The following is a 19974-nucleotide window of genomic DNA, read 5'->3' as shown; positions in this document are numbered from 1 at the left end:
GGATATGGGGGGGAGAAAGAGAGAATGGAAAATAGAGAATAGGGAATAGAAAATAGGCCGCTCCCCTATTCCCTATTCTCTATTCTCTATTCCCTATTTTCCATTCTCAATCCTCAATCCTGTTACTACTAACCAACCATAACGATGAAAAATATCATCCAGAAATCCGTCATCCCCGACTCCAAGACGTTTGTGATAAGGGAGCTGAACGAACCGCATTTCGATCCCACCTTCCACCTGCACCCCGAGTACCAGCTATCCTATGTTACCAAAGGCGAAGGGACGCGTTTTATCGGTGACAGTGTGAAGTCGTTCGGCCCGGGCGATATGGTGCTTACGGGGCCTAACCTGCCGCATGTCTGGCGGAACGATCACGCTTATTTCGAAAAAAAGAACAACCTCAGCACCACGGTGATCGTGATGTATTTTCACCACGACTTTCTCGGCGAGCTTACCCACCAGAAGGAAGAGCTGGAAACCATCACCCGCCTGTTCCATAAATCTGAGCGCGGCCTGGAGATCACGGGCGAAACGCACGCTATCATTAGCAAGATGATGAAAGAACTGCTTACCATGAGCGGGGTCGACAGCATCGTGCAGTTGCTAAAGCTTCTCGACGTGCTTGCCAATTCTAACGATTGCCATGCCGTTACGCACAACCACTCCGATTCGCTTAACACAGAGGCCGAAACCGACCGTATGAACAAGGTTTACGGCTATATCATGAAAAATTTCCGGCAAAAGATCGTGCTCGAAGACGTGGCCGCGGTGGCGAACATGACGCGTACTTCTTTTTGCCGGTATTTTAAATCGCGGGTAAACAAATCATATTCCGACTTTTTGAAGGAGATCCGCGTGGAGTACGCCTGCAAGCTGCTTAAAGAAGATAAGATGAACATTAACCTTATCGGCTGCGAATGCGGCTTCCAGTCGCCATCGAACTTTCACAAACAATTTAAAAAAGTGATGGGAAAACAGCCCCTGCATTACAAGAACGAATACATGAAGGCACAGTTGGAACCGTATTGAGGTCGGACGTTTACGCCCAACCCCACCTACTCTACCCAAACCATCTGCGTAAACGCCCCGTTTGCCGCGGCGTCCCACGCTTCCACCCGCACCCATTTTTTACCGGAGAGATTTACCGGCAGGTTATAGGTTTGTTTGCCGAAGGCCTGGGTTTTATTCAGGTTCACGCGGTTGCGGTATACTTTAGCGCCATCGCCGGATACGATCTCGATAAAGTTCATCGGGAATGTCCAGCTGAGCTGCATGTTAATGTTCACATTACCGGTGGCGCCGAGTTTCAGGGTTTCGCCTGCTCCTTTTCCGTCGACGGAGAAAGCCGGGATGAGCACCTCCCCGGTCGACACAAAGAATTTACCTTTGCTGATCACGTCCAGCACCGGTTGCCAGCCGCCGGCGTAGGTTGGCAGTTTATCCATCTGGAGATAATTCACGTTTAAATGCGCGTACATCTCGTTCTGGTTGGTAATGGTAAAAATATCCGCCTCGCAGATCACGTGTTTTTTCAATCCCCAGTTGGCCATGTCGTCCATCAGGTTCAGCACACGTTTGCTGAGCGTCGGGATCGAAAGGTCGGCCGGGATGGCTTTCCAGGCAGCGCCCAAAAAAGTGCCGGATTTAAAGAACGCTTCCTCTTTATACGTGTCCGGGAAGCCGGTAGAAGCTTTGGTACGCGCATGAGCCGTCCACGCCAGGCCGTTTTCTGTTTCAAGGAGCTTCAGCATTTCGGCTTTGTCTCCTACGTGGTACACCCTTCCGTAGATGGGATCGTTAGATACGAACGGTTGCTCCGGCTTCCTCGACATTACCCAATATACGGGCTTTGGAAAGAATGCCAGCCAGTGGCCGCCATAAAAGTTGTTGGCCTCCTCGCCGGGAAGCAGGAGAAAATCTTTATCAGAAAGACGCTTGGTCTGGTCGAATAAGGCTTTCAGCTCCTTTAACCGCGATGTGTCGGGCCCTTTTGGATGGCCAGGCCCGTGAAACTCGGCAAGCTTCACAATGTTGAGCCCGGTTTTTTTTAATACGTCTACGAACTCCGGTTTTTCCGGTACCGGCTTTCCGGACAGTGCCACGTTCATGGTGAACTCGTTATGAAAATGCGTCGCCATAGTTTTGTATCCCGGCAGGGGCGCATACGAATCGCCATGCGTAAACTGTTTCACTTCCTCCAGTACGGGGGCCGCTTTACCGGGGCCCAGCAGGCAGAAGAAATTGAGACGCTGCTGTGTTTTCGGCGGTGCGTTAAACCATGGAACATAGCGCTTATCGCCCAGTGGATCCTGCCGGATCCCGATCCCGAAACCTGGGATCATCTTCATATAATTGCTTCCGTACCAGGTGAACTTCAGGTTAAAAGCCTCATCCAGCGGGTAAAAATACTGGTGGGGAGCCGGGAACAGCGCCAGGCTGCCGGTGGCATTTTCACCGATCACGGTACGGTATTTCACTTCCAGGTTTACGCTTTCGTCGGTGCGCGAAGGTTTTACACCCTGCATGTTCTTATTTACGTCAGACCAGGCGATATTATCCCAGACCTTCTTCTTGCTTACCAGGCCTGCATCATACAGGATCGCCGTCGAATCCCTTTCGGTGGACATCACCGCCGCCACGTTAAACAGGGGGCTTCCGTTATACAGGGTGATCTCGAGCGCACCGCTAAAGGTGGCCGCACTTACTTCCGACACGCGGACCACGGTACGCGAGCCTTCCGTTACCACGCTGGCGTTACGTTTATCGAAGTCCACGTTGTACGACTGGTACGGGCTGCGTGGCACACGATCGAAGAAAACGTCCCAGCCGCCGCTGGAAGGGCTCAGCGTTCTTTTGCCCACGGTAAGGATAAAGGCAGGATCGAGCCCGGCGGTAATTTCTTTTAAGGCACCCGCGTTTCCCAACTGGATGCTGCTAAACAAAGGATTGGCGTTATCGAGGTCGAGCACCATCTTCGCCAAACGGCTTTTCCCGGCGGGCCAGCTTATGGTTAACGTTTTTTTGCTGACGGCGACAGTTGCTCCATTCTTCCCAAAACCTTTGAGGTCGACGGGGACCTGGGCCCGGATGCTTGCGGCAGTAAGAAGCAGGGCAACGATAAGTAGTCTTTTCATAATGTCTAAAGTAAAAAATCTCCCGCCAAACCGTCCTTGCGGACCGGTCCGGCGGGAGAGCGGAAGCGGGAGGATCCTTAAAAAGTGAGCTTTTTCAACGGCGAGAAGATCATGTCTTCTACCCCGGTGATCCTTACGCCCACGCGTGCAAACACATAGTTTTGGGTGGGCGAAATGGCCGGGATAGTTACGTTCAGGCTGATATTCTTGAGGTCGGCAGGCAGTGCAGTGCCCGCAACGGAAGCCGACGCAATATTGTCGTTGCTGGCGCCCGAAACGAATTTGGTCTTGTTGATGTACAAGACGACGGTCTGGATATTTTTAGCGAGCGCCGCATCGGTGATCACCTTCTCGATATCGAAAGCGGCCACCACTTTGCCACCGCTTACCGTCAATTGCTGGTTACGCACCATGTAATAAGGAGTTACTTCGATATTAACCGTCTGGCTGCCTTGCAAGCCGACTTTCAGGGTATCCCTGGCGCTTGCGGTCAGTTCTTTCCATAGGAACGGGCCCTGGTTTTTAGGCATCGTAAACTGGTAATTCCCGTCGAACACCAGGATAGAATAGGTACCGTCGGGTGCGAAGGTTCCGGTAATAGCCCCACCCGATTTCCCGTAACCAGGCTGAAACACGTTAAACGGCACCTGGTTGTACTCGACGCCAATAGAGTCGCCTTTGTAAAGCAGCGCTCCGCGAAGTGTCGACGTTGGCGCATCGTAATTATCTTTTTTGCATGCAGCCGCCAGTATTAGCAAGACTGCCGGTGCGATATGAAAGAATTTTATCTTCATGACTAAAAAATAGCTGGTTACTTACTGGTTTGGTTGTCTGATGATCTTCGGATTAGCGCCGAGCACGGCATCGGTGATCTGGGAATAATAGTTACCCAACTGGAACCGGCTCGCCCCGGTCGCGTTCGACGGGATCGTTTCTTTAAAAATCCACTTTCCGTTATTCGGATTGCCCGGATCATAATACTTGTATGGCCATAGTCCCCACGGATTGGTGTTGCGTTTGTTTGCTGCGGCCAGGTTGCTGGTCAGGTCGGCTACGGTAGCGATCCGTGTTCCGTCCCAAACCTGGTGCGCCAGGCGCCAGCGTTTCATATCGAACAAGGTATGTCCTTCAAACACCAGCTCTACGCGTCGTTCGTGAACGATGCGGTCGAACCCGTTTGCAGCCGTAAGGGTGATCGGCGTAGTAAGACCCGCACGTGAGCGTACCTGGTTGATGTAAGCAGAGGCAGCGACGTAATCGCCCAGTTCCATGGAGGCTTCGGCAGCGTTTAGCAATACTTCCCCAAAACGGTAACGGACGAACCATACATCACTTTGCCGTCCGCGGCGACCTGAACCTTCTGTCGGGTCGAGGTACTTACGGATATAGAACCCGGTTTGTGTACGAAACTCAAGCCCGTTAACAGGGCCGTCGTCGCCTACGACCTGCACCGGGGTGGTGGTACCTGGCAGCGGTTTCTGATCGGAGGCATTTCCTGAAGTGAGCACGGTTCCGTTAGCGAGCTGATAACCTGCCCAGATATCCAGCTTTTTACTTTTAAAGAAGGTATTTGGAAGCAGCACGGTACCTGCCAAACGGGCGTCGCGCCCGGCAAATGCATCCAGCGGATCGGTATAATAAACAAAGGCACCGCTGCCGTCCTTTGTCGCTATCGGGGCAAATGTGTTATCGAGCTTTTCGTAAGCCTGTACCAGGTTCAGGGATGGATTTAAACGCCCTGCGTCCTGTCCTTCTTCCGATTGCGAAAACGGCTGATCGTTCACGGTAAAGTTGTGCGTTCTCCCCGATCCTACCTTGAAATCTTCTACAAAGATCACTTCCTGGTTGCCGTTGCTCTTGTCTAGAAAGAGTTGCGCAAAGTTGTCTGAAAGGTTCGGCAATGCCTGGTATAGTTTATAGGTACCTGCGCTTCCGCTGATGATCTCCCTGGCGGCTTTCAAAGATGTGGTGTAGTAGGCATTCGCCATACTGGAAGGAATTCCCACTTCGTTGCCGGCGAGCGTTACGGTAGGCGTATTTACTCCATATTTAGCGATCGATGCGGCATAGAGGGCGGCGCGGCACTCCATGGCAAGCGCCGCGCCTGCGGAGGCCCGGGTTTTTTGGTTAGAAGTTGCGGCCAGGGAACCTTTGATCGCCTCGCATTCGGCGATCACGAAATCATACACTTCCGATTCTTTGTTACGTGGTTTTTGCAGGTTAGCAACGCTCCCGGAAAAATCATACTCCAGTGTAGTAGTCACGATAGGAACCCCTCCCATACGTTTTACCAGCTCGAAGTAATAATGGGCGCGAAGGAAACGGGCTTCCGCAACAAACTGTTTTTTATCGGCCGCGGTAAGGGCAGCAGCCGCATTTACACGCTCGATAAAAAGGTTCAACTCGCGGATATAGGTATAATCCCAGGTTTGCCACTCGCTAAATGCCCAGCCGGTACGCTGAACGATGCCATATTGGGCGTTTTCGGAGGGGAATGCTTCGCTGAAATCGACAAAGCTCCGCCAGTCGTTGTCCAGCCCGGTAAAATCGACGATCCTGTTATATAAGTTACCCAATACTGCGGTAACGAGAATGGGGTCTGAGAACACGACATCATTCGAAAGGATCGTGGTTGGCTCGATCGTCAGGAATTTATCGTCATTCTTACACGAACCGCTAAAGAGTAACGCGGCCAGTGTTAATATATATATCTTCTTCATGTTCTTTCTAAAATTGCCAGTTAAAACGATAGGTTGAGGCCGAAGTTCAATACACGCGTTTGCGGCGCCTGCAACCCGTTATCATTCGATGTTTCCGGGTCTACGCTATATTCCGCCAGGTTATCGATCGAGAACAGGTTATACACGTTTGCGAAAATGCGCGCTTTCCGCACTTTCACTTTCGAAAGCAGGCTAGGCGACATCGAATAGCCCAGCTCTATAGACCTCGCGCGAAAGAACTTCGCGTTATGAACCCACATGGTCGAGTTGCTGTTGTAGCTGCTCAGCGTGCTTTGGTTAAACCGGAGCGGGGGATATTTGCCGGCAACCCAGGGACTGTTCACATCGAACAGGTTTTCGCGGTGCCAGCGGTCTTCGAAGATCGTGTTCAGGTTGCCGCCATCGGCAAACGCCCAGCGTACCTGCGCGTTCTGGAACCAGGTGTATCCTGCGCCACCGGAAAAGTCGGCGTTGAAATCGAAATTTTTGTAGGCCGCTCCGAGCGTAAAGCCCATGTTAATATTTGGCTGGCTGTTACCGTAGCCGATCGGGCGCTGATCATATCCATCGATCTTTCCATCGCTGTTCTGGTCTTTGTAGATCAGGTCGCCCGGGAGAAGGCTCCTGTTCGAACGCCCGTCTATATTTACCGGGTAGTTGTTGATCTGTTCCTGCGACTGGAATTGCCCCAGTACCTCGTAACCCCAGTCGATGCGGGAGTAACGTCCCTCGCTCGAGTTACGATAGCGGTCCCATGAGTTGAAAAACAACGGGTTGTATGACTGGATGAACTTAGAGCGCGTATAGGAAGCGTTGAGCCCGATGTTGTAAGTAACTTTACCGGCCTTACTATTAAAGTTGATAGAGCCTTCCGTACCGTATTGCGCATCCTGGTTGATGTTCGCGTTAGGCAGCGAATAACCTACCTCGGCCGGCAGGATCACCTCGTTTTTGGCCGCCAGGAGGCCGGTACGTTTCCGGTAAAAATAATCCCCGGAAATGGCGAGACTGCTGTTAAAGAGACTGAGGTCGAAACCTACGTCGGTGATCTTACTTTTCGACCAGGTGATCCGGTTATCAGTTTTTCCTTTATCCCGGGCGGTAGTGATCGTCTGCCCCTCGAGGATCGAAATCCCCTGTCCGGGCCCATAGTTATATCCCGGAAGGTAGAGGTAAGCCGATACGCCGCTGTCGTCGCCTAGTATCCCGTAAGAACCGCGTATTTTTAAATCGCTCAGGATGGTTGAGTTTTCAGTCAGTTTTTTCATGAAATTTTCCTGGGTGATCCTCCAGCCTGCGGAGAAGGTAGGGAAATAACCCACGCGGCTGCCTGGCTCGAACAGGTAAGATGCGTCGCGGCGCCCGGCTGCTTCAAAGTAATACTTATTTCCGAAGCTATAGTTTACACGCCCTACATAACCTAAACGGGCCTGTTCAACATCGCTGTCTTCGTATAAATCGGAATTTGAAAAGTAGATCAGCGGCAGGTTGTTTGATACCGGGATCGAGTGAATACGGTTACGAAGGTTCTGTACAGTAAGGCGTTCGGTTACGAATGTAGCACCTATCGTATGTTTGCCAAAGGTGTTGTTGTAGTTTAGCTGGCCTTGCAGGGTGGTATTGTATACTTTTTGCTGTGTGCGCTCGCGGAACGGATTGGAGCTGCCGCCCGTAACGTCGTAATTATTGGTTACCGCGTTGTAAGTATAGGCCTTATAGGTGTATTCGAAGTTATTATAAAGGTTATCCGCAACATAATACGAATACAATCCTTTGACAGATAACCCTTTAAGGCCGGGAATTTGATACTCGGCGTTCAGGGTGGTCTGTAGCACGCGCCATTGATCACGATACACGCCCGAGATCTTTTCATTCAGGAAGGCGTAGTTGGTCTGGGTGTTCCCGATCTTGTTCAGGTAGGCCGGGTTGTCATTCGCATAAGGGCGTTCGAGCGGCGTGTTACGCAGAACTGCACGGCGTGGCAGGTCATAGTCGTCACCACCCGGTACGCCCGGGTTACCTCTTTTTTCCACACGGCCGTTCAATGCGATACCGATGGAGAAACGGTTACTCACTTTGGCATTAATGTTCGACTGCAGGTTAGCACGGTCAAAGCGGAATTCGTTCCCGAGGTTAAATCCCTGGTGAAAATTACTCGCAGCTACATAGTAGTTTACTTTGTCTTCTCCCCCGGTGAAACTCAGGTTGACCTGGTTCTGCGGCGCATTTTTATGATCATCTACTATAAATTCCTGCCAGTCGAAACTGCGGTAATTCGGGTCAGTGCCCGCCTTCCATTTGTCCAGTTCGGCCTGGGTCATAGGGGTGGTGCCGTTCAGGTTCACTTCTGCCTCCGCTTTATAGCGTTGCCAGTCATAAGCGTTCCTTAACGCACCCGGGAACCTGAAGAAGTTCTGGTAACCCTGGTAGCCATCGATATTGATACGGGTTGCGCCCGAGCCTTTTTTGGTGGTAACCAACACCACCCCGTTGGCTGCACGCACGCCGTAGATAGCCGCCGCGCCGTCTTTCAGTACGGAGATCTGGTCGATATCTGAAGGTGAAATGTTATTAAACTGGCCCTGGTCAGACTGCACACCGTCGATGATAAAAAGTGGTGTGCCCATATTGCGGATCTGGATACTGGCGCTTGATCCGGGACGACCTTCAGATTGGCGAAAAGTGACTCCGGGCAGCTTGCCCGCGAGCATGGTACTGGCGGTACCGCCGCCATGCGCACGGTCGATATCCTTGGCGGTAACGCTCGCTACCGCACCGGTAATCGTTTCTTTTTTACGCGAACCATACCCGGTTACCACCACCTCTTCCAGGTTGGAGGTAACCGCCGCTAACTTCACGTTGACCGTTGTCCTGCCGGATATGGTAACTTCCTGCGTGGTAAAGCCCACGTACGAAAAAGTCAGCACACCGTTCTCCGGTACGCTGATGGCGAATTCGCCATTCACGTTGGTGCTCACGCCGCCGGTAGCACCCTTAATCTTTACACTCACCCCAATTAATGCTTCCCCTTTCTCGTCCGTTACTACCCCTTTCACATTTGTTTGGGCAAATACAGCGGTAGTAAGTAACACGAGAAACATGATACACAGCATCGTAAACGGTTGTTTTTGAAGCAGTGTGTTAGACATGTGGTTCGAATGGCGCGAACCATGGCCCTGCCATTGCAGTAAATTTTTTCTCATAATTTGGTTAGTTTAAAATGTTTTGAAATTGTCCCTGGAAACGTTTGGGCAATAGCATTCCCGCGAAGAAAAAGTGGCTTTTTTCTTTCATTTGACTTAGTTTAATTTGGATTAGCAGAACAATAGTAGCGGTATTTCCAGCGCAAAATATCCTTTATCTTATCCAATTTGTGTCAAAATGTATCACAATCTGCCCATATTTTCAGAAATATTGACAACATTAGAAAGCAACGAAAATATTACGGTAAAATCTTCAGATTTTTTTTGAAGTGAAGAAAGCCGGCTAAAACAATTTACCGGAAGCTAGCGTTTGAGCCACGCTGCGGGCACCGGAACCACACAAATGTTCATGGAACGGTTGTCCGCGGAAAGCATGGCCGATTGGATCTGGATTTTCGTGCCATCAGGACTAAAGGTGGGATGGATATGATCGGCCGCGGTAGGTTTATGGCCGGTAGTGAGGAGCATCATCTCGCCGGAACGGCGATCGATCAAGTACAGGTTACGGGCGAAATCATCGCCTGTGGCGAACCGGCCGTCCGGCGAGCCGCTTACGTGCCATAGTCCGCTGCCGGAAGGTGTTTGCCCGGCAATCTTCATCTCGCGGGTGCGGATGTTCACAATGGCCAGGCCGGTTGGTTTCTCGCGGGTACCGGATGACCCCCAGGCGGCTTCCTGGCCGGGATTTGCCCCGCTAACCGCTGTTCCGTCGGGGGCGGCTCCCGCCGTTCCGGGGATCTTGCGGTGCCCCATAATGGCGAAGGCCACTTCGTCCCTGGTGATCACGGCCTCGTGGGTCACCCATTCATAGTCAGCCTCCGGGTATAAAGGTCGTAAACCGCTGCCATCGGCATTTACGATCCAGGTGCGCTGGGGCGATTTGCCTCCTGTTTCCCAGCAAAAAACGATCTCGCCGGCCATCCAGGGGTTGGTTTGGATATGACCTACCTGGAACGGTACGGCAACCACGTGTTTGATCTCGCCGGTGCGGATGTCCATCACGCCGATGCCCGAAGGACCGGCGCCCATTTTACGCGGCCCGAAAGCGGCTTCGATCCTGGTCCCGGCAGCCAGGTGACGCGCAGCCTCTTCTTTTCCTATGCGGAAATAGGCGCGGGTTTCGTCGCCATCCAGCGCCATGTCGCCTCCCGCGCCAAGCCCGGGTGGCGTTACACCGCAAACACGCTGATAAACCGGTGCCGGTTTAAGATTGCCCGACTTACTGTCTGCAAAAAGTTTCGCGAGGTCTACCTCCACGATCTGCAGCGAACCTTTGGGCAAGCTGGCGGCATTGCGCATAAAATAGAGCTTCATGGTTTTGCGGGCGATGTTGAGCATTCCCGTATAGCCCCCTTCGGTAACCTGTACCAGCTCGCCGGTTTGTTCGTGCACGGCCATGGCCTCGCCGTTTACACGGCCGGAACGAAAAATGAGCCACTGCCCGTCGGAAGTCCACTGGTTGTGGGTCTGGTAGATCTTCGAATCACCGTTTGGTGTGCTCGTAAGGAAGGTAAGCATGGTCCCCGTTACCGGGTCTTTTACCACTTTGCGCTCTGAGGGAAAGCGACGACCGATCTGTGCGCCGGCGGTGAGGCCGCACAACAACGTGATGGCTGAAATAGCGGTGGCAAGGCGGTGATTCATGAGAGAAGGACGGGTTAGTTTAAGGGTAAAATTCACGAATAAAACGTTATGTCCCGTCCTGTACCGTCATGTGGGGAAATGGGGGGATATCAAAAGCATCCCTATTTCCCCTCATCATACACCTCGAACTCCGCAATTGCAGGCTGGCTGGCATATGCTTCGATCTTTACGCGCACTTTTGTGCCTGTAACCGGTTTAAACCGGTGCACTTTTACGCGGCCCGGGTTGGTACCGGCTTCGATGGGTTTCCAGGCGCCGTTAGAAAACACTTCGAGCAGGTATTTGGTGATATTTGCTTTTGGCTCGGCGATCACGACGGCGTTAAATGTTTTGGCAGACTTAAAATCGATCTCCAGCCACGGCTCTTTAACGGTAGGGTTTGAACGCCATGCCGTGCGAAAGTTATCATCGTTGGCAAAGTCCATAATATTCATATCGTCGCTCCAGCTCGAGTTTGCCGGTTTGCCTTTGGCGAGGTTGGAAGAGATAATGGGTGCGTCCATATCGCCCAGCGCTTCAACCGGGCCTTCGTTTTTCCAGATCCGGCCAATCTCCCTGAGGGCAGCCAGGGCATTGTCGTCGAACAAACCATCGCGGTTAGGCGCTACGTTCAGGATAAAGTTGCATTTGGCGTTGTTCAGCGGGATCAGCGTTTCATTCACCAGCCGGGCAGGCTCTTTAACCGCGGCAGCCGGGAAATCCGTTTTCCAGAACCAGGAGCTTTGCAGCGGCAGGCATGCCAGCGAAGGCATCAGGTTGCGTTCTTTACCCATCCGCTGCCCGGCACCCATCTCGTAGGTCTTAATGTCGGTATAATAGAGCGCCTCCGCGGGGTACTTGGCGCCGTTAAGGTCCATGATGAGGCAATCCGGCTGTAACGACTTCACGAGGCGGTAGATCTCATCAAAGGGGATCTCATCGTAGGATATCCGCGACCAGGGAGCGTCCCACCCATCGATCACCAATGCCTCTACTTTCCCGTATCTGGTTAGCAGCTCGGTGATCTGGGTCTTTACCATATCGATATGCTTCGGCGTGATCTGGTTGGGGCGCAGCTTATGGTGCGTATCCAGTATCGAATAATAGAGCCATACTTTTAGCCCGTTGGCCCTGAAGGCGTCGGCGAATTCCTTCACCACGTCTTTCTTTAACGGGCTGTTCATCACGTTGTACGGGGTGCTTTTGGTATTCCAGATACAATACCCGCTATGGTGCTTGGTGGTGATACATCCATAGGTCATATTCGCTGATTTCGCCGCTTTCGCCCATTGGTCGCAATCCAGTTTACCCGGGTTAAACAGGCTCGCCTGCGCTTCCGGGTCGGCCCAATCGGCGTCCATATAGGTTGGAATGTTAAAATGGATGAACATGCCGAAACGGTCGTCTACAAATTGCTGCTGGAGCTTTTTGAGTTTCCGGGCGGGAGTGGCTTGCGCAAACAGGAGCACCGGGCTTAAAGCCCATGCGAATAACAATAGGGACCGGGTATATTTCAGCATAGCGGGGTGATTTTTAGCTAAAGATAATTGTTAAAGGGTTAAAAGCCGAAAGCTTAAAGCAGAAAGACTATCGCCACCCATCATAATTGGCGGCGAAAAACATGACTTTCCGCTTTAAGCTTTCGGCTATCCCCCTACAACGTAACTTCCGCCATCACCGGGAAATGATCTGACGGGAATTTTCCGAAATAACTATCGGTAAGGATCCCCCACCTGTTTACCGTGAACTGTTTCGTCATAAATATATGATCTATCACGCCCGTTCCGCGTGGTGTACGGAAACCGTTCATCGAAGAGTTGTTCTCATAAGGATGGTTTACACCCTCATGGGTATCTTTTAATATGCCCGAGCGGGCGATGGTTAAGTACCACTCGCTATCCCGTCCGCCATTCAGGTCGCCGGTAAAAAGCGCCGGTTCGCTGCCTGCGATCTCTTTGATCTTCTGCACCATCAGCTTGCCGCTTTCTTTACGGGCTACTACGCCCTGGTGATCAAAGTGCACATTGAAAAAGTAGAACTTCTTTTTGCTTTTCACGTCCTGCAGCTGTACCCAGGAGCAGATGCGGTTACAGCATCTGGCGTCCCAACCCAGGCCCGGTACATCCGGGGTTTGCGACAACCAGAAATCGCCGCTTTTCAGCATTTTGTATTTGCCGGTTTTAAAATAAACGGACGAATGCTCGCCGGCATCTTTACCGTCGTCGCGGCCCTTGCCGTAGCGTGTGTATTCCGGCAGGGCTTTGCTGATATCGTCGATCTGGTTCTTCAGCCCTTCCTGGATCCCGAATACATCAAAATCGTGAAAACGGATGAGGTTAGCCACTACCGGGGCACGCTGTACCCACAGGTTGCCGCTGTCGCTTTTGTTGTCGTAACGAATATTAAAGGTCGCCACGTTAAAGGTTTGCGCTTTGGTGGTTATCGTTGCTGCTATTAAAAGCAGGATTGCGAGTATTATCGGATTTCTTTTCATTATATGATCGTTTGGTAAAGGTTAAAGCCGAAGATAAAAGCCCGTTATGAATTTTCGGCATAATTTGAAAAAAGCAACCAGCTTTAACCTTCTGCTTCAACCTTAAGCGTTAACTACCATCCCGGATTTTGTCCAAGTTTAGGATTTCTTTGCAGGTCAAGCTGCGGGATCGGGTAATAATACATTTTATCGTCCCATTTACGCGGGATCTCGTTCATCCAGGTAAGCTCGCCCGAAGTGCCGTTTTTAAGCAGCTGCGAGTTTGTTTTTCCGCCGACGGTCGCAGAAACATCCACATAGGTAACACCGGCAACAGCCGGCGTTGGGCGCGTACCCTGGTAAAAAGCTACGTCCAGTACGCCGTCTTCGTTCAGGTCCATCGGGGTAACCAGCGCGGGCACGTAAAATCCGTTCCATTCCTGTTCCATCAGCGGGCCGCGTTTCCACCTCATCAGGTCGGCATAACGAAGGCCTTCGAGGCTCAGTTCGATACCGCGCTCGCGACGGACCTCGAGAATAGTGGGATCGGTAATACCCGGGAAGTAATTGGTTACCAGGTATGGATCGGCCACGGTTGGTTTCGCCGACAATCCCCCGGTAATGCCTCCTCTTGCACGAAGCACGCCAATGGTTTTTGCCCAATCTGCATCGGTGAGGGTGCCCAATTCAGCTTTCGCTTCCGCAAAGTTCAGGAGCACTTCCGCATAGCGAAACAGCGCAATGGAGTTGATGTTCAGCGCCCCGGCATCGTAGTACATATCGTCGAGCGTCCATTTGATCGGCTGGTAACCGGTAAACGTATACGAGAAAACCGGCGGCGCGGCGACCGGCGTACCGCTGCTGATGCGCTTGTAATCTCCCAAACGAATGGTTTGCTTTAAACGGAGGTCGCGGTTCTTTACTTCGTCTTTAAATAAGATGGTCTTATAATTAGGATCGTTGGTGAACGGCGTGCCGTCCAGTTTCAGGTACGTGTTAATGAACGTGCGGGTAAAGCTCGCTTTAGCGCCATACGTACCGCTGGTCCACCACCAGTTTGCTTCGTTCAATACGTTTAAGGTCAGGTCGCTGATGGCTGCCTGCAGCACTTCACTGGCAACGGGGGCAGTGCTTGTAAACACCTGGCGATAGGAGCTTCCGGCACCGCCGGCGGTGTTGATAGAATACCCGCCGTTGTCCATCACGAACCTGGCGGCATCAGCAGCTTCATTAAGCCATTTAGGGGCGGTCGAAACCAGGTTCAGCTCGGTATGATATTTCCGGAACGTACCTTCGAACAGGCAAAGGCGTGCTTTGTAGGCATAAGCCACGTACCTGGTGACGGTGCTGCGTGTGGCATCATTGGTCGCAGTAATGTTCGCGCAGGCAAAATTGATATCGGCCAGCACCGAGTCCATCACCAGCTCGCGTTTATCGCGGCCGGCATACAGGGCAGGATCATTGATATCGAGCGGTTTACCGATCCATGGCACGTCACCGAAACGCTTGATCTTATCCATGTAAAAATAGGCCCTGAAATACCGTGCAATACCCAGGTAATTGTTCCGCACGGAAGCGGCCACCTTCGGATCGTTACAGTTTTCGATAAAATAGTTGATGTTGCGCAGGTCTCCCCATGACCACCCCGAGCTTAAGTTGGCGGCGTATGCATTGGGCTGAAGGAAGGTCTCTACAGATTTAACCGCGAGGTAGTCCGACATCGCATCCTGCGCGGTCGAGTTCCTGGGCAGGAAACCCATGTTATAAAATGTATTTGTGTATAGCTTGAGGCCCGTTTCGCTGCCAAACACAGCCGATTTGGAGGCAGATGACTGCGGTTCCTGGTCGAGCGTTTCGCAGGCCGTAAAGGCCATGCAGCAAAGGGCGATGAACCAATAATATGTTTTCATGTGAATTTTTTTTGTGTTGATGAATCTATCCTGTACCGGATGCCTTTATCATCCCTCCCCTTCGGGACTCCCTCCAAAGGGAGATAAGTTTGTGCAACCTTAAAATTGTTCCTTTTCAAATTGTAAACCTGGCTTGTTCTCCTTTTGCGGAGGTGCCCAAGGCGGAGGAGGATCCCGTAACAAAGCCTCCCCGCTTTCTTCCGGGATTGGTTAGAACCCGATGTTTATACCCAGCGAGAAGCTTTTAAGCAGCGGGTAGTTGTAACCGTCGCCGTTGGTGCTGTTCGCGTTAAATACCTGGTCGGCTGGTACCGCATTCTCCACGTCGATGGTTTTTACGATCTTATACAACGGTGAGTAAGTGTACAGGTTCTCTCCTGAAAAGAAAACTTTCGCAGAACGTGCTCTGATCTTCGAGATCAGGCGGTTAGGCAGCGTATAACCTACCTGGACGTTCTTCAGGCGCAAATAGGCCACGTTTTGCAGGTACTTGGTTTGTGCCACGCCCAGCTCCCTGTTGGTATTGCTGGAAGCGGCACGCGACATGGTCCTTGGAAAGTAGGCATCGGTATTGTCAGGCGTCCACATATTCCCGACGTGGAAGGTTGGGATATTGTTATAAGGTCTGTTATACTGTCCCCAGAACATTTCCGTTTCGGTACTTGGGTACCACTGTTGTTTGGCCACCCCCTGAAAGAAGGTCGAGAAAAAGAAGCTGTTCCAGTCGGCGCCCAGGTTAACGCCGTACATGTACCGCGGAGCGGAGCTGCCGATGATGCGGCGGTCGCCGGGGTTGCTTACCGTGTTGGTACCTGTGTTGATAAACCCGTCGTTGTTCAGGTCCTTCAGCTTGATATCGCCAGGGAACCAGATGTTGGTCGGCGATGCCCTCATCTGCGGGCTTTGTTTGGCATGGCTATCGATATCTTTCTGGTCGATAAAGAAACCTTCCGTTTCATAACCCCATATCTCACCGATCGTTTGCCCGACATAATAGTCGCTCAGCAGCTTATCCGGGTTGTTGTAACGGGTGATCTTCGATTTGTTGTCGGCCAGGGTCGCCCTAACGTTGTAGTTGAATGGTTTGCCCGATTTGCCGATCCTGTCTCTCCACGAAAGTGAAAGCTCCCAGCCCCTAGTGCGCAAGTCGGCATAGTTTCCTTTTGGCACCGAAGCGCCGAACACGGCAGGGGCAGATAAGCCCACGGTAAACATGTCGGTGGTATTGCGCACGTACGCATCTCCCGTAAAGGTGAGGCGGCTGTTCAGCATCGACAGGTCGAGGCCAAAGTTGGTAGTGGTAGAAGTTTCCCAGGTGATCCCGTTAGGAAGTACCGCGGGCTGACCGGTGGTTTGCGGACGAACACCACCCAGGATCACGCCAGACTGGCTGATGTTAAAGATCTCCTGGTAAACGTACGAGTTGATGTTCCCGTTACCCAGTGATCCGTAAGAGGCCCTTAGTTTCAGGTCGGAAACCAATTCCGGCGACACTTTCCAGAAAGGCTCCTGGTTAATCCTCCAACCGGCAGAAACCGACGGGAAGAAACCGTAACGCTGGTCTGCCGGGAATTTAGAAGAGCCGTCGTAGCGTGCGTTCACCTCCAGCAGGTAGCGGTCTTTAAAAGAATAGTTCAGCCGGGAGAAGCCGCCCAAAATAGCCCATTTCTCATAGCCTCCGCCGGTGGTGATGGCCTGTCCGAGCACCAGGTTCAGGTCGGTAGCATCTTCAAAGATGATCCCGTTCCGCTGGGTGGCAATGCGGTTATAAGTAGACTCTTCGTAGTTATAACCGGCCATTAATTTTACGTAATGGTCAGAAGCGAAGGTATTTTCGTATTCTCCGTAAATATTGGTGGCCAGGTATTGTGTTTCCCGCTGATCGAATAATAGGTCGTTGGTAGTGGTACCCACGAAAGCAGTTACACCTTTGTTGGTGCTGTAAGGCACCTGAACGCGTTTTTGCTCCGCGTCATTGTTGGTGTTACGGAACGTAAAATCGGCATTTACCCGGAACTTGTTGCCAAAGAAATTAGACCTCAGCCCGGTGATGTTCCTGAACACCTTCTTTTTGCTATCGATGCCGTTCTTGCCGTAGTAATAATCGCCTACAGTATATACCGAGCTAAAGGTGAGCGACCCGTCCGGGTTCAGCAGCGGTACGGTAGGGTGGCCTTCATCGGCGATGTTTCTCCAGATCCCGCCGCCTTCACCCACGTTGAGAGGGGTATGGTAGTTCATCACCGAATAATCCGCGTTGTTTTCGATGCTTAGCCACTTAAACACATTGATGGAGCCTCTTGCACGGATATTCTGCATATCGTAATCGTCAGAATTATACCGGAACAGCCCGTCCTGGGTAAGAAAGCGACCGGATACCAGGAACGACGTTTTTTCATTGCTTCCGCTGACAGAGAGGTTGTTCTCTGCCGCGCCATTGCTCTTTTTGTAGAGATGACCGTACCAGTCGGTGCTTCCGTAATAAGTGTATTCGCCGGTGGCCGGGTTTACGTCGATCTCGTTGTACGGCTGCCCCGACTCTGCTCTTTTCCTGAACTCGTCGAGATACGCCTGGGAGAATTTCTGTGTTTTATTCACATTCTGCGGAAACGCGCCGTCGCCATTCACGAAAGCTTCAGCGAACATCTTCGACCAGAGATAACCATCGGTTACGAAATCAGGCACCTGCATGGGTTGTTTCAGCGATAGGTTGGTAGAGTAGTCGATGCTGGTTGCGCCTTTTTTTGCTTTCTTGGTGCTGATAAGTACCACGCCAAACGCCCCCCTTGCCCCGTAGATCGCAGCCGACGCGGCGTCCTTCAGCATGGAAACGCTTTCGATGTCATTAGGGTTCAGCAGACTGGGATCGCCTTCAAAGCCATCGATCAGCACCAATGCGCTTCCGCCCTGGCCGATCGAAGTAGTTCCCCTGATATTGTAAGCGGGCGCCTGGGTGGGCCTGCCGTCCATCATTTTGATGTTCAGGTTGGGCATTACACCCTGCAGTCCCTGGCTAAGGTTGGGAATGGGCCGGTTTTGCAGCGATGCAGCCGTTACCTGGTCAACCGCACCTGTCAGGTTGGCTTTCTTCTGTACGCCGTAACCTACTACCACCACTTCGCTTAACGCCTTTGCATCAGGCTCGAGGGCAACATTAAGTGTGGCTTGTTTACCTGGCGATATCTCCCGCGGCGTATATCCCACGAAGGAAAATACCAGGACGTCTTTGTCGCCCACCGCGGTCATGGTATATTTACCTGACGCATCCGTACTGGTGCTGCGGGGCGGCGTGCTTTTTAATGTAACCGTAACGCCGGGAAGAGGCTGGTTTTTCTCATCGGTCACTATCCCGCTTACGTTGGTTTGTGCAAATACGCTCGCAGAAATGAATACGAGAAACAGTACGCATGCTATTACGCGCGCCATTCTTTGGGACAGTTTGCGAGCTGCCATGTCCGGGTGATACGAACCATGGTCTTGCCATTTCAGTAGATTTTTTCTCATGATGTTATTAGGTTAAAGAGTTTAAAACCGGCCCTCCGGATATTTTTGGGCCGTAGAATTCCACGAAAGAAAAAGGTGGTTTTTTCTTTCATCCAGTTAGATTGGTTTGGTTAGTTGTAACAATTTAATGGCAATCTGATCGTCAATCATTCAGTGTATCAAATCGTATCTAATTTGTTCCGAATTTTATCAAGATCACCTATGGCTGCGGCATTGGCAGTTAACCCGGGAGGGAGCAGAAAACGGCGGGAGAGCGCCTGTATCTTGGTTGATCGAAGTTCCATAGCCTGCTTGTTTATTTGCAGGCAAAAGTACCGGGACGGCTTTAAGCGGATGTTAATGTGTTGCTATGATTACAACAAGGGAATGTTATAAAGAGGTTATGTACAGCGGCGAATATTAACGTAATGTTTATAAAAAAAGAAACGCAAAGAGCGCAACGGAAATTCGCACAAAGGGCGCAAAGACTGTTACCTCTTTGCGCCCTTTGTACAAAAACGTTTGCGCTTTTGCGTTACTGACCGGCAGGCCGGGAGATAGCTACTTCACCCTCTTCAACGTCCCTTTCATGTCCTGCCCCTGGAACCCGACGGTGATATCCATCTTATCGCCAACGATCTTTCCCTTTACATAAGAGAGCGAAATACCGTTGTACGACATTTCCTTAAAGGTAATGTTATTCCCGGTGATCACCCCGCCGGTAAGCGGCGCGTCGCCGATCTGGGAGGTTACCGTGCCCGACACTTTCCCCTTCACTTCTTTAATGTTCACTGATACGTCGAACTGTCCGCCAACGGTTCCCGCCCAGCGGCCGTTTACCGTCGAAGCAGCATAACACACACTAAAGATCAAACACACACAAGCCAGCAGCAATACCTTCTTCATCATAAAAATATTTGTTATTTACTAAAAAAAGGGCTCGCATTACTGCTAACCCTTTCCTGTTCGTTATTAAAAATTACTTAGCCACCACCCGGGTAAGAGTGATCTTGATCGGCGAGTTGTTGTACGTGGTGGTTAACACCAGTTTATCGCCGGTGAGGGTACCAGTATAAACGATCGGCTTTTCATTGAACAAGGTAGTAAAGGTGACCTTTTCGCCTTCCGCCTTACCTTCTGTAATGGTGTTTTTGCCCATCTGTGCGGCGACAAACGGTGTGTAGCCCGCATCGTCGGGATTCTCTGACTTCGGGTTGGGGTCTGTCAGGGCCAATACGCCTGATACTTTTCCGCCCTCTGTTTTAAGATCGGCTGTAATTTTGTACTGTCCTTCCACCAAACCCTTCCAGGCGCCGTCAATACCGGCGGCAAAGCTCATTACGGCAGTAAAAAGGACCAGGGCAAATGATAATGCGATTTTTTTCATTTTAATAATTTGTTTTTTCTTAGCTATTTAGTTTTTCTGTG

Annotated in this window: 12 protein-coding genes; 1 reads left to right on the top strand and 11 read right to left on the bottom strand. The window is 51.4% G+C overall.

The genetic code is table 11. The features are described from left to right. The first annotated feature begins 144 nt into the window (after positions 1-144). The gene (locus GS398_RS13715) at positions 145-1029 is read left to right on the top strand and encodes an AraC family transcriptional regulator (RefSeq protein ID WP_160907370.1); all 885 of its coding nucleotides are present in this window, start codon (positions 145-147) and stop codon (positions 1027-1029) included. A gap of 26 nt (positions 1030-1055) precedes the next feature. On the opposite strand, the gene GS398_RS13710 is transcribed toward GS398_RS13715, so the two are convergent. From GS398_RS13710 to GS398_RS13660, 11 genes are all read right to left on the bottom strand, one after another. Further along, positions 1056-3134, bottom strand: a complete 2079-nt coding sequence (locus GS398_RS13710) for a CehA/McbA family metallohydrolase domain-containing protein (protein ID WP_160907369.1) — start codon at positions 3132-3134, stop codon at positions 1056-1058. Positions 3135-3211: 77 nt separating this feature from the next. After that, complete coding sequence (locus GS398_RS13705; protein ID WP_160907368.1) at positions 3212-3928, bottom strand: DUF3823 domain-containing protein; 717 nt, start codon at positions 3926-3928, stop codon at positions 3212-3214. Between the two features lie 21 nt (positions 3929-3949). After that, the gene (locus GS398_RS13700) at positions 3950-5854 is read right to left on the bottom strand and encodes a RagB/SusD family nutrient uptake outer membrane protein (RefSeq protein ID WP_160907367.1); all 1905 of its coding nucleotides are present in this window, start codon (positions 5852-5854) and stop codon (positions 3950-3952) included. Positions 5855-5874: 20 nt separating this feature from the next. Beyond that, on the bottom strand, positions 5875-9057 hold the full coding sequence (locus GS398_RS13695; RefSeq protein WP_237488191.1) for a SusC/RagA family TonB-linked outer membrane protein: 3183 nt from the start codon (positions 9055-9057) through the stop codon (positions 5875-5877). A gap of 303 nt (positions 9058-9360) precedes the next feature. Beyond that, positions 9361-10701, bottom strand: coding sequence for a TolB family protein (locus GS398_RS13690; protein WP_202406064.1), 1341 nt, complete (start codon positions 10699-10701; stop codon positions 9361-9363). Positions 10702-10802: 101 nt separating this feature from the next. After that, positions 10803-12200: an alpha-L-fucosidase gene (locus tag GS398_RS13685; RefSeq protein WP_160907366.1), complete on the bottom strand. Its 1398-nt coding sequence runs from the start codon at positions 12198-12200 to the stop codon at positions 10803-10805. Positions 12201-12334: 134 nt separating this feature from the next. Next, positions 12335-13174 carry an endonuclease/exonuclease/phosphatase family protein gene (locus GS398_RS13680; RefSeq protein ID WP_160907365.1) on the bottom strand — a complete coding sequence of 280 codons (840 nt, stop codon included), beginning with the start codon at positions 13172-13174 and terminating at the stop codon, positions 12335-12337. Between the two features lie 113 nt (positions 13175-13287). Then, on the bottom strand, positions 13288-15063 hold the full coding sequence (locus tag GS398_RS13675) for a RagB/SusD family nutrient uptake outer membrane protein (protein ID WP_160907364.1): 1776 nt from the start codon (positions 15061-15063) through the stop codon (positions 13288-13290). 210 nt (positions 15064-15273) lie between these two features. After that, complete coding sequence (locus GS398_RS13670) at positions 15274-18567, bottom strand: SusC/RagA family TonB-linked outer membrane protein (protein WP_237488190.1); 3294 nt, start codon at positions 18565-18567, stop codon at positions 15274-15276. Positions 18568-19107: 540 nt separating this feature from the next. After that, positions 19108-19455, bottom strand: coding sequence for a hypothetical protein (locus GS398_RS13665; protein ID WP_160907363.1), 348 nt, complete (start codon positions 19453-19455; stop codon positions 19108-19110). A gap of 70 nt (positions 19456-19525) precedes the next feature. After that, complete coding sequence (locus tag GS398_RS13660; RefSeq protein WP_160907362.1) at positions 19526-19933, bottom strand: DUF2147 domain-containing protein; 408 nt, start codon at positions 19931-19933, stop codon at positions 19526-19528. Positions 19934-19974 lie beyond the last annotated feature (41 nt).

Origin of the sequence: Hufsiella ginkgonis, from assembly GCF_009834915.1 — a bacterium.
In the GTDB taxonomy this organism is placed as follows: Bacteria; Bacteroidota; Bacteroidia; order Sphingobacteriales; family Sphingobacteriaceae; genus Hufsiella; species Hufsiella ginkgonis.
Note: the sequence above shows the minus strand (reverse complement) of the source record. Positions and strands in the feature narration are given on the sequence as shown.

What these genes read in the sequence shown, in the direction of transcription:
- GS398_RS13660 (WP_160907362.1), bottom strand. Translation starts at nt 19,933, where the DNA reads ATGAAAAAAATCGCATTATCATTTGCCCTGGTCCTTTTTACTGCCGTA.
- GS398_RS13690 (WP_202406064.1), bottom strand. Translation starts at nt 10,701, where the DNA reads ATGAATCACCGCCTTGCCACCGCTATTTCAGCCATCACGTTGTTGTGC.
- GS398_RS13665 (WP_160907363.1), bottom strand. Translation starts at nt 19,455, where the DNA reads ATGATGAAGAAGGTATTGCTGCTGGCTTGTGTGTGTTTGATCTTTAGT.
- GS398_RS13675 (WP_160907364.1), bottom strand. Translation starts at nt 15,063, where the DNA reads ATGAAAACATATTATTGGTTCATCGCCCTTTGCTGCATGGCCTTTACG.
- GS398_RS13670 (WP_237488190.1), bottom strand. Translation starts at nt 18,567, where the DNA reads ATGAGAAAAAATCTACTGAAATGGCAAGACCATGGTTCGTATCACCCG.
- GS398_RS13705 (WP_160907368.1), bottom strand. Translation starts at nt 3,928, where the DNA reads ATGAAGATAAAATTCTTTCATATCGCACCGGCAGTCTTGCTAATACTG.
- GS398_RS13695 (WP_237488191.1), bottom strand. Translation starts at nt 9,057, where the DNA reads ATGAGAAAAAATTTACTGCAATGGCAGGGCCATGGTTCGCGCCATTCG.
- GS398_RS13680 (WP_160907365.1), bottom strand. Translation starts at nt 13,174, where the DNA reads ATGAAAAGAAATCCGATAATACTCGCAATCCTGCTTTTAATAGCAGCA.
- GS398_RS13700 (WP_160907367.1), bottom strand. Translation starts at nt 5,854, where the DNA reads ATGAAGAAGATATATATATTAACACTGGCCGCGTTACTCTTTAGCGGT.
- GS398_RS13715 (WP_160907370.1), top strand. Translation starts at nt 145, where the DNA reads ATGAAAAATATCATCCAGAAATCCGTCATCCCCGACTCCAAGACGTTT.
- GS398_RS13710 (WP_160907369.1), bottom strand. Translation starts at nt 3,134, where the DNA reads ATGAAAAGACTACTTATCGTTGCCCTGCTTCTTACTGCCGCAAGCATC.
- GS398_RS13685 (WP_160907366.1), bottom strand. Translation starts at nt 12,200, where the DNA reads ATGCTGAAATATACCCGGTCCCTATTGTTATTCGCATGGGCTTTAAGC.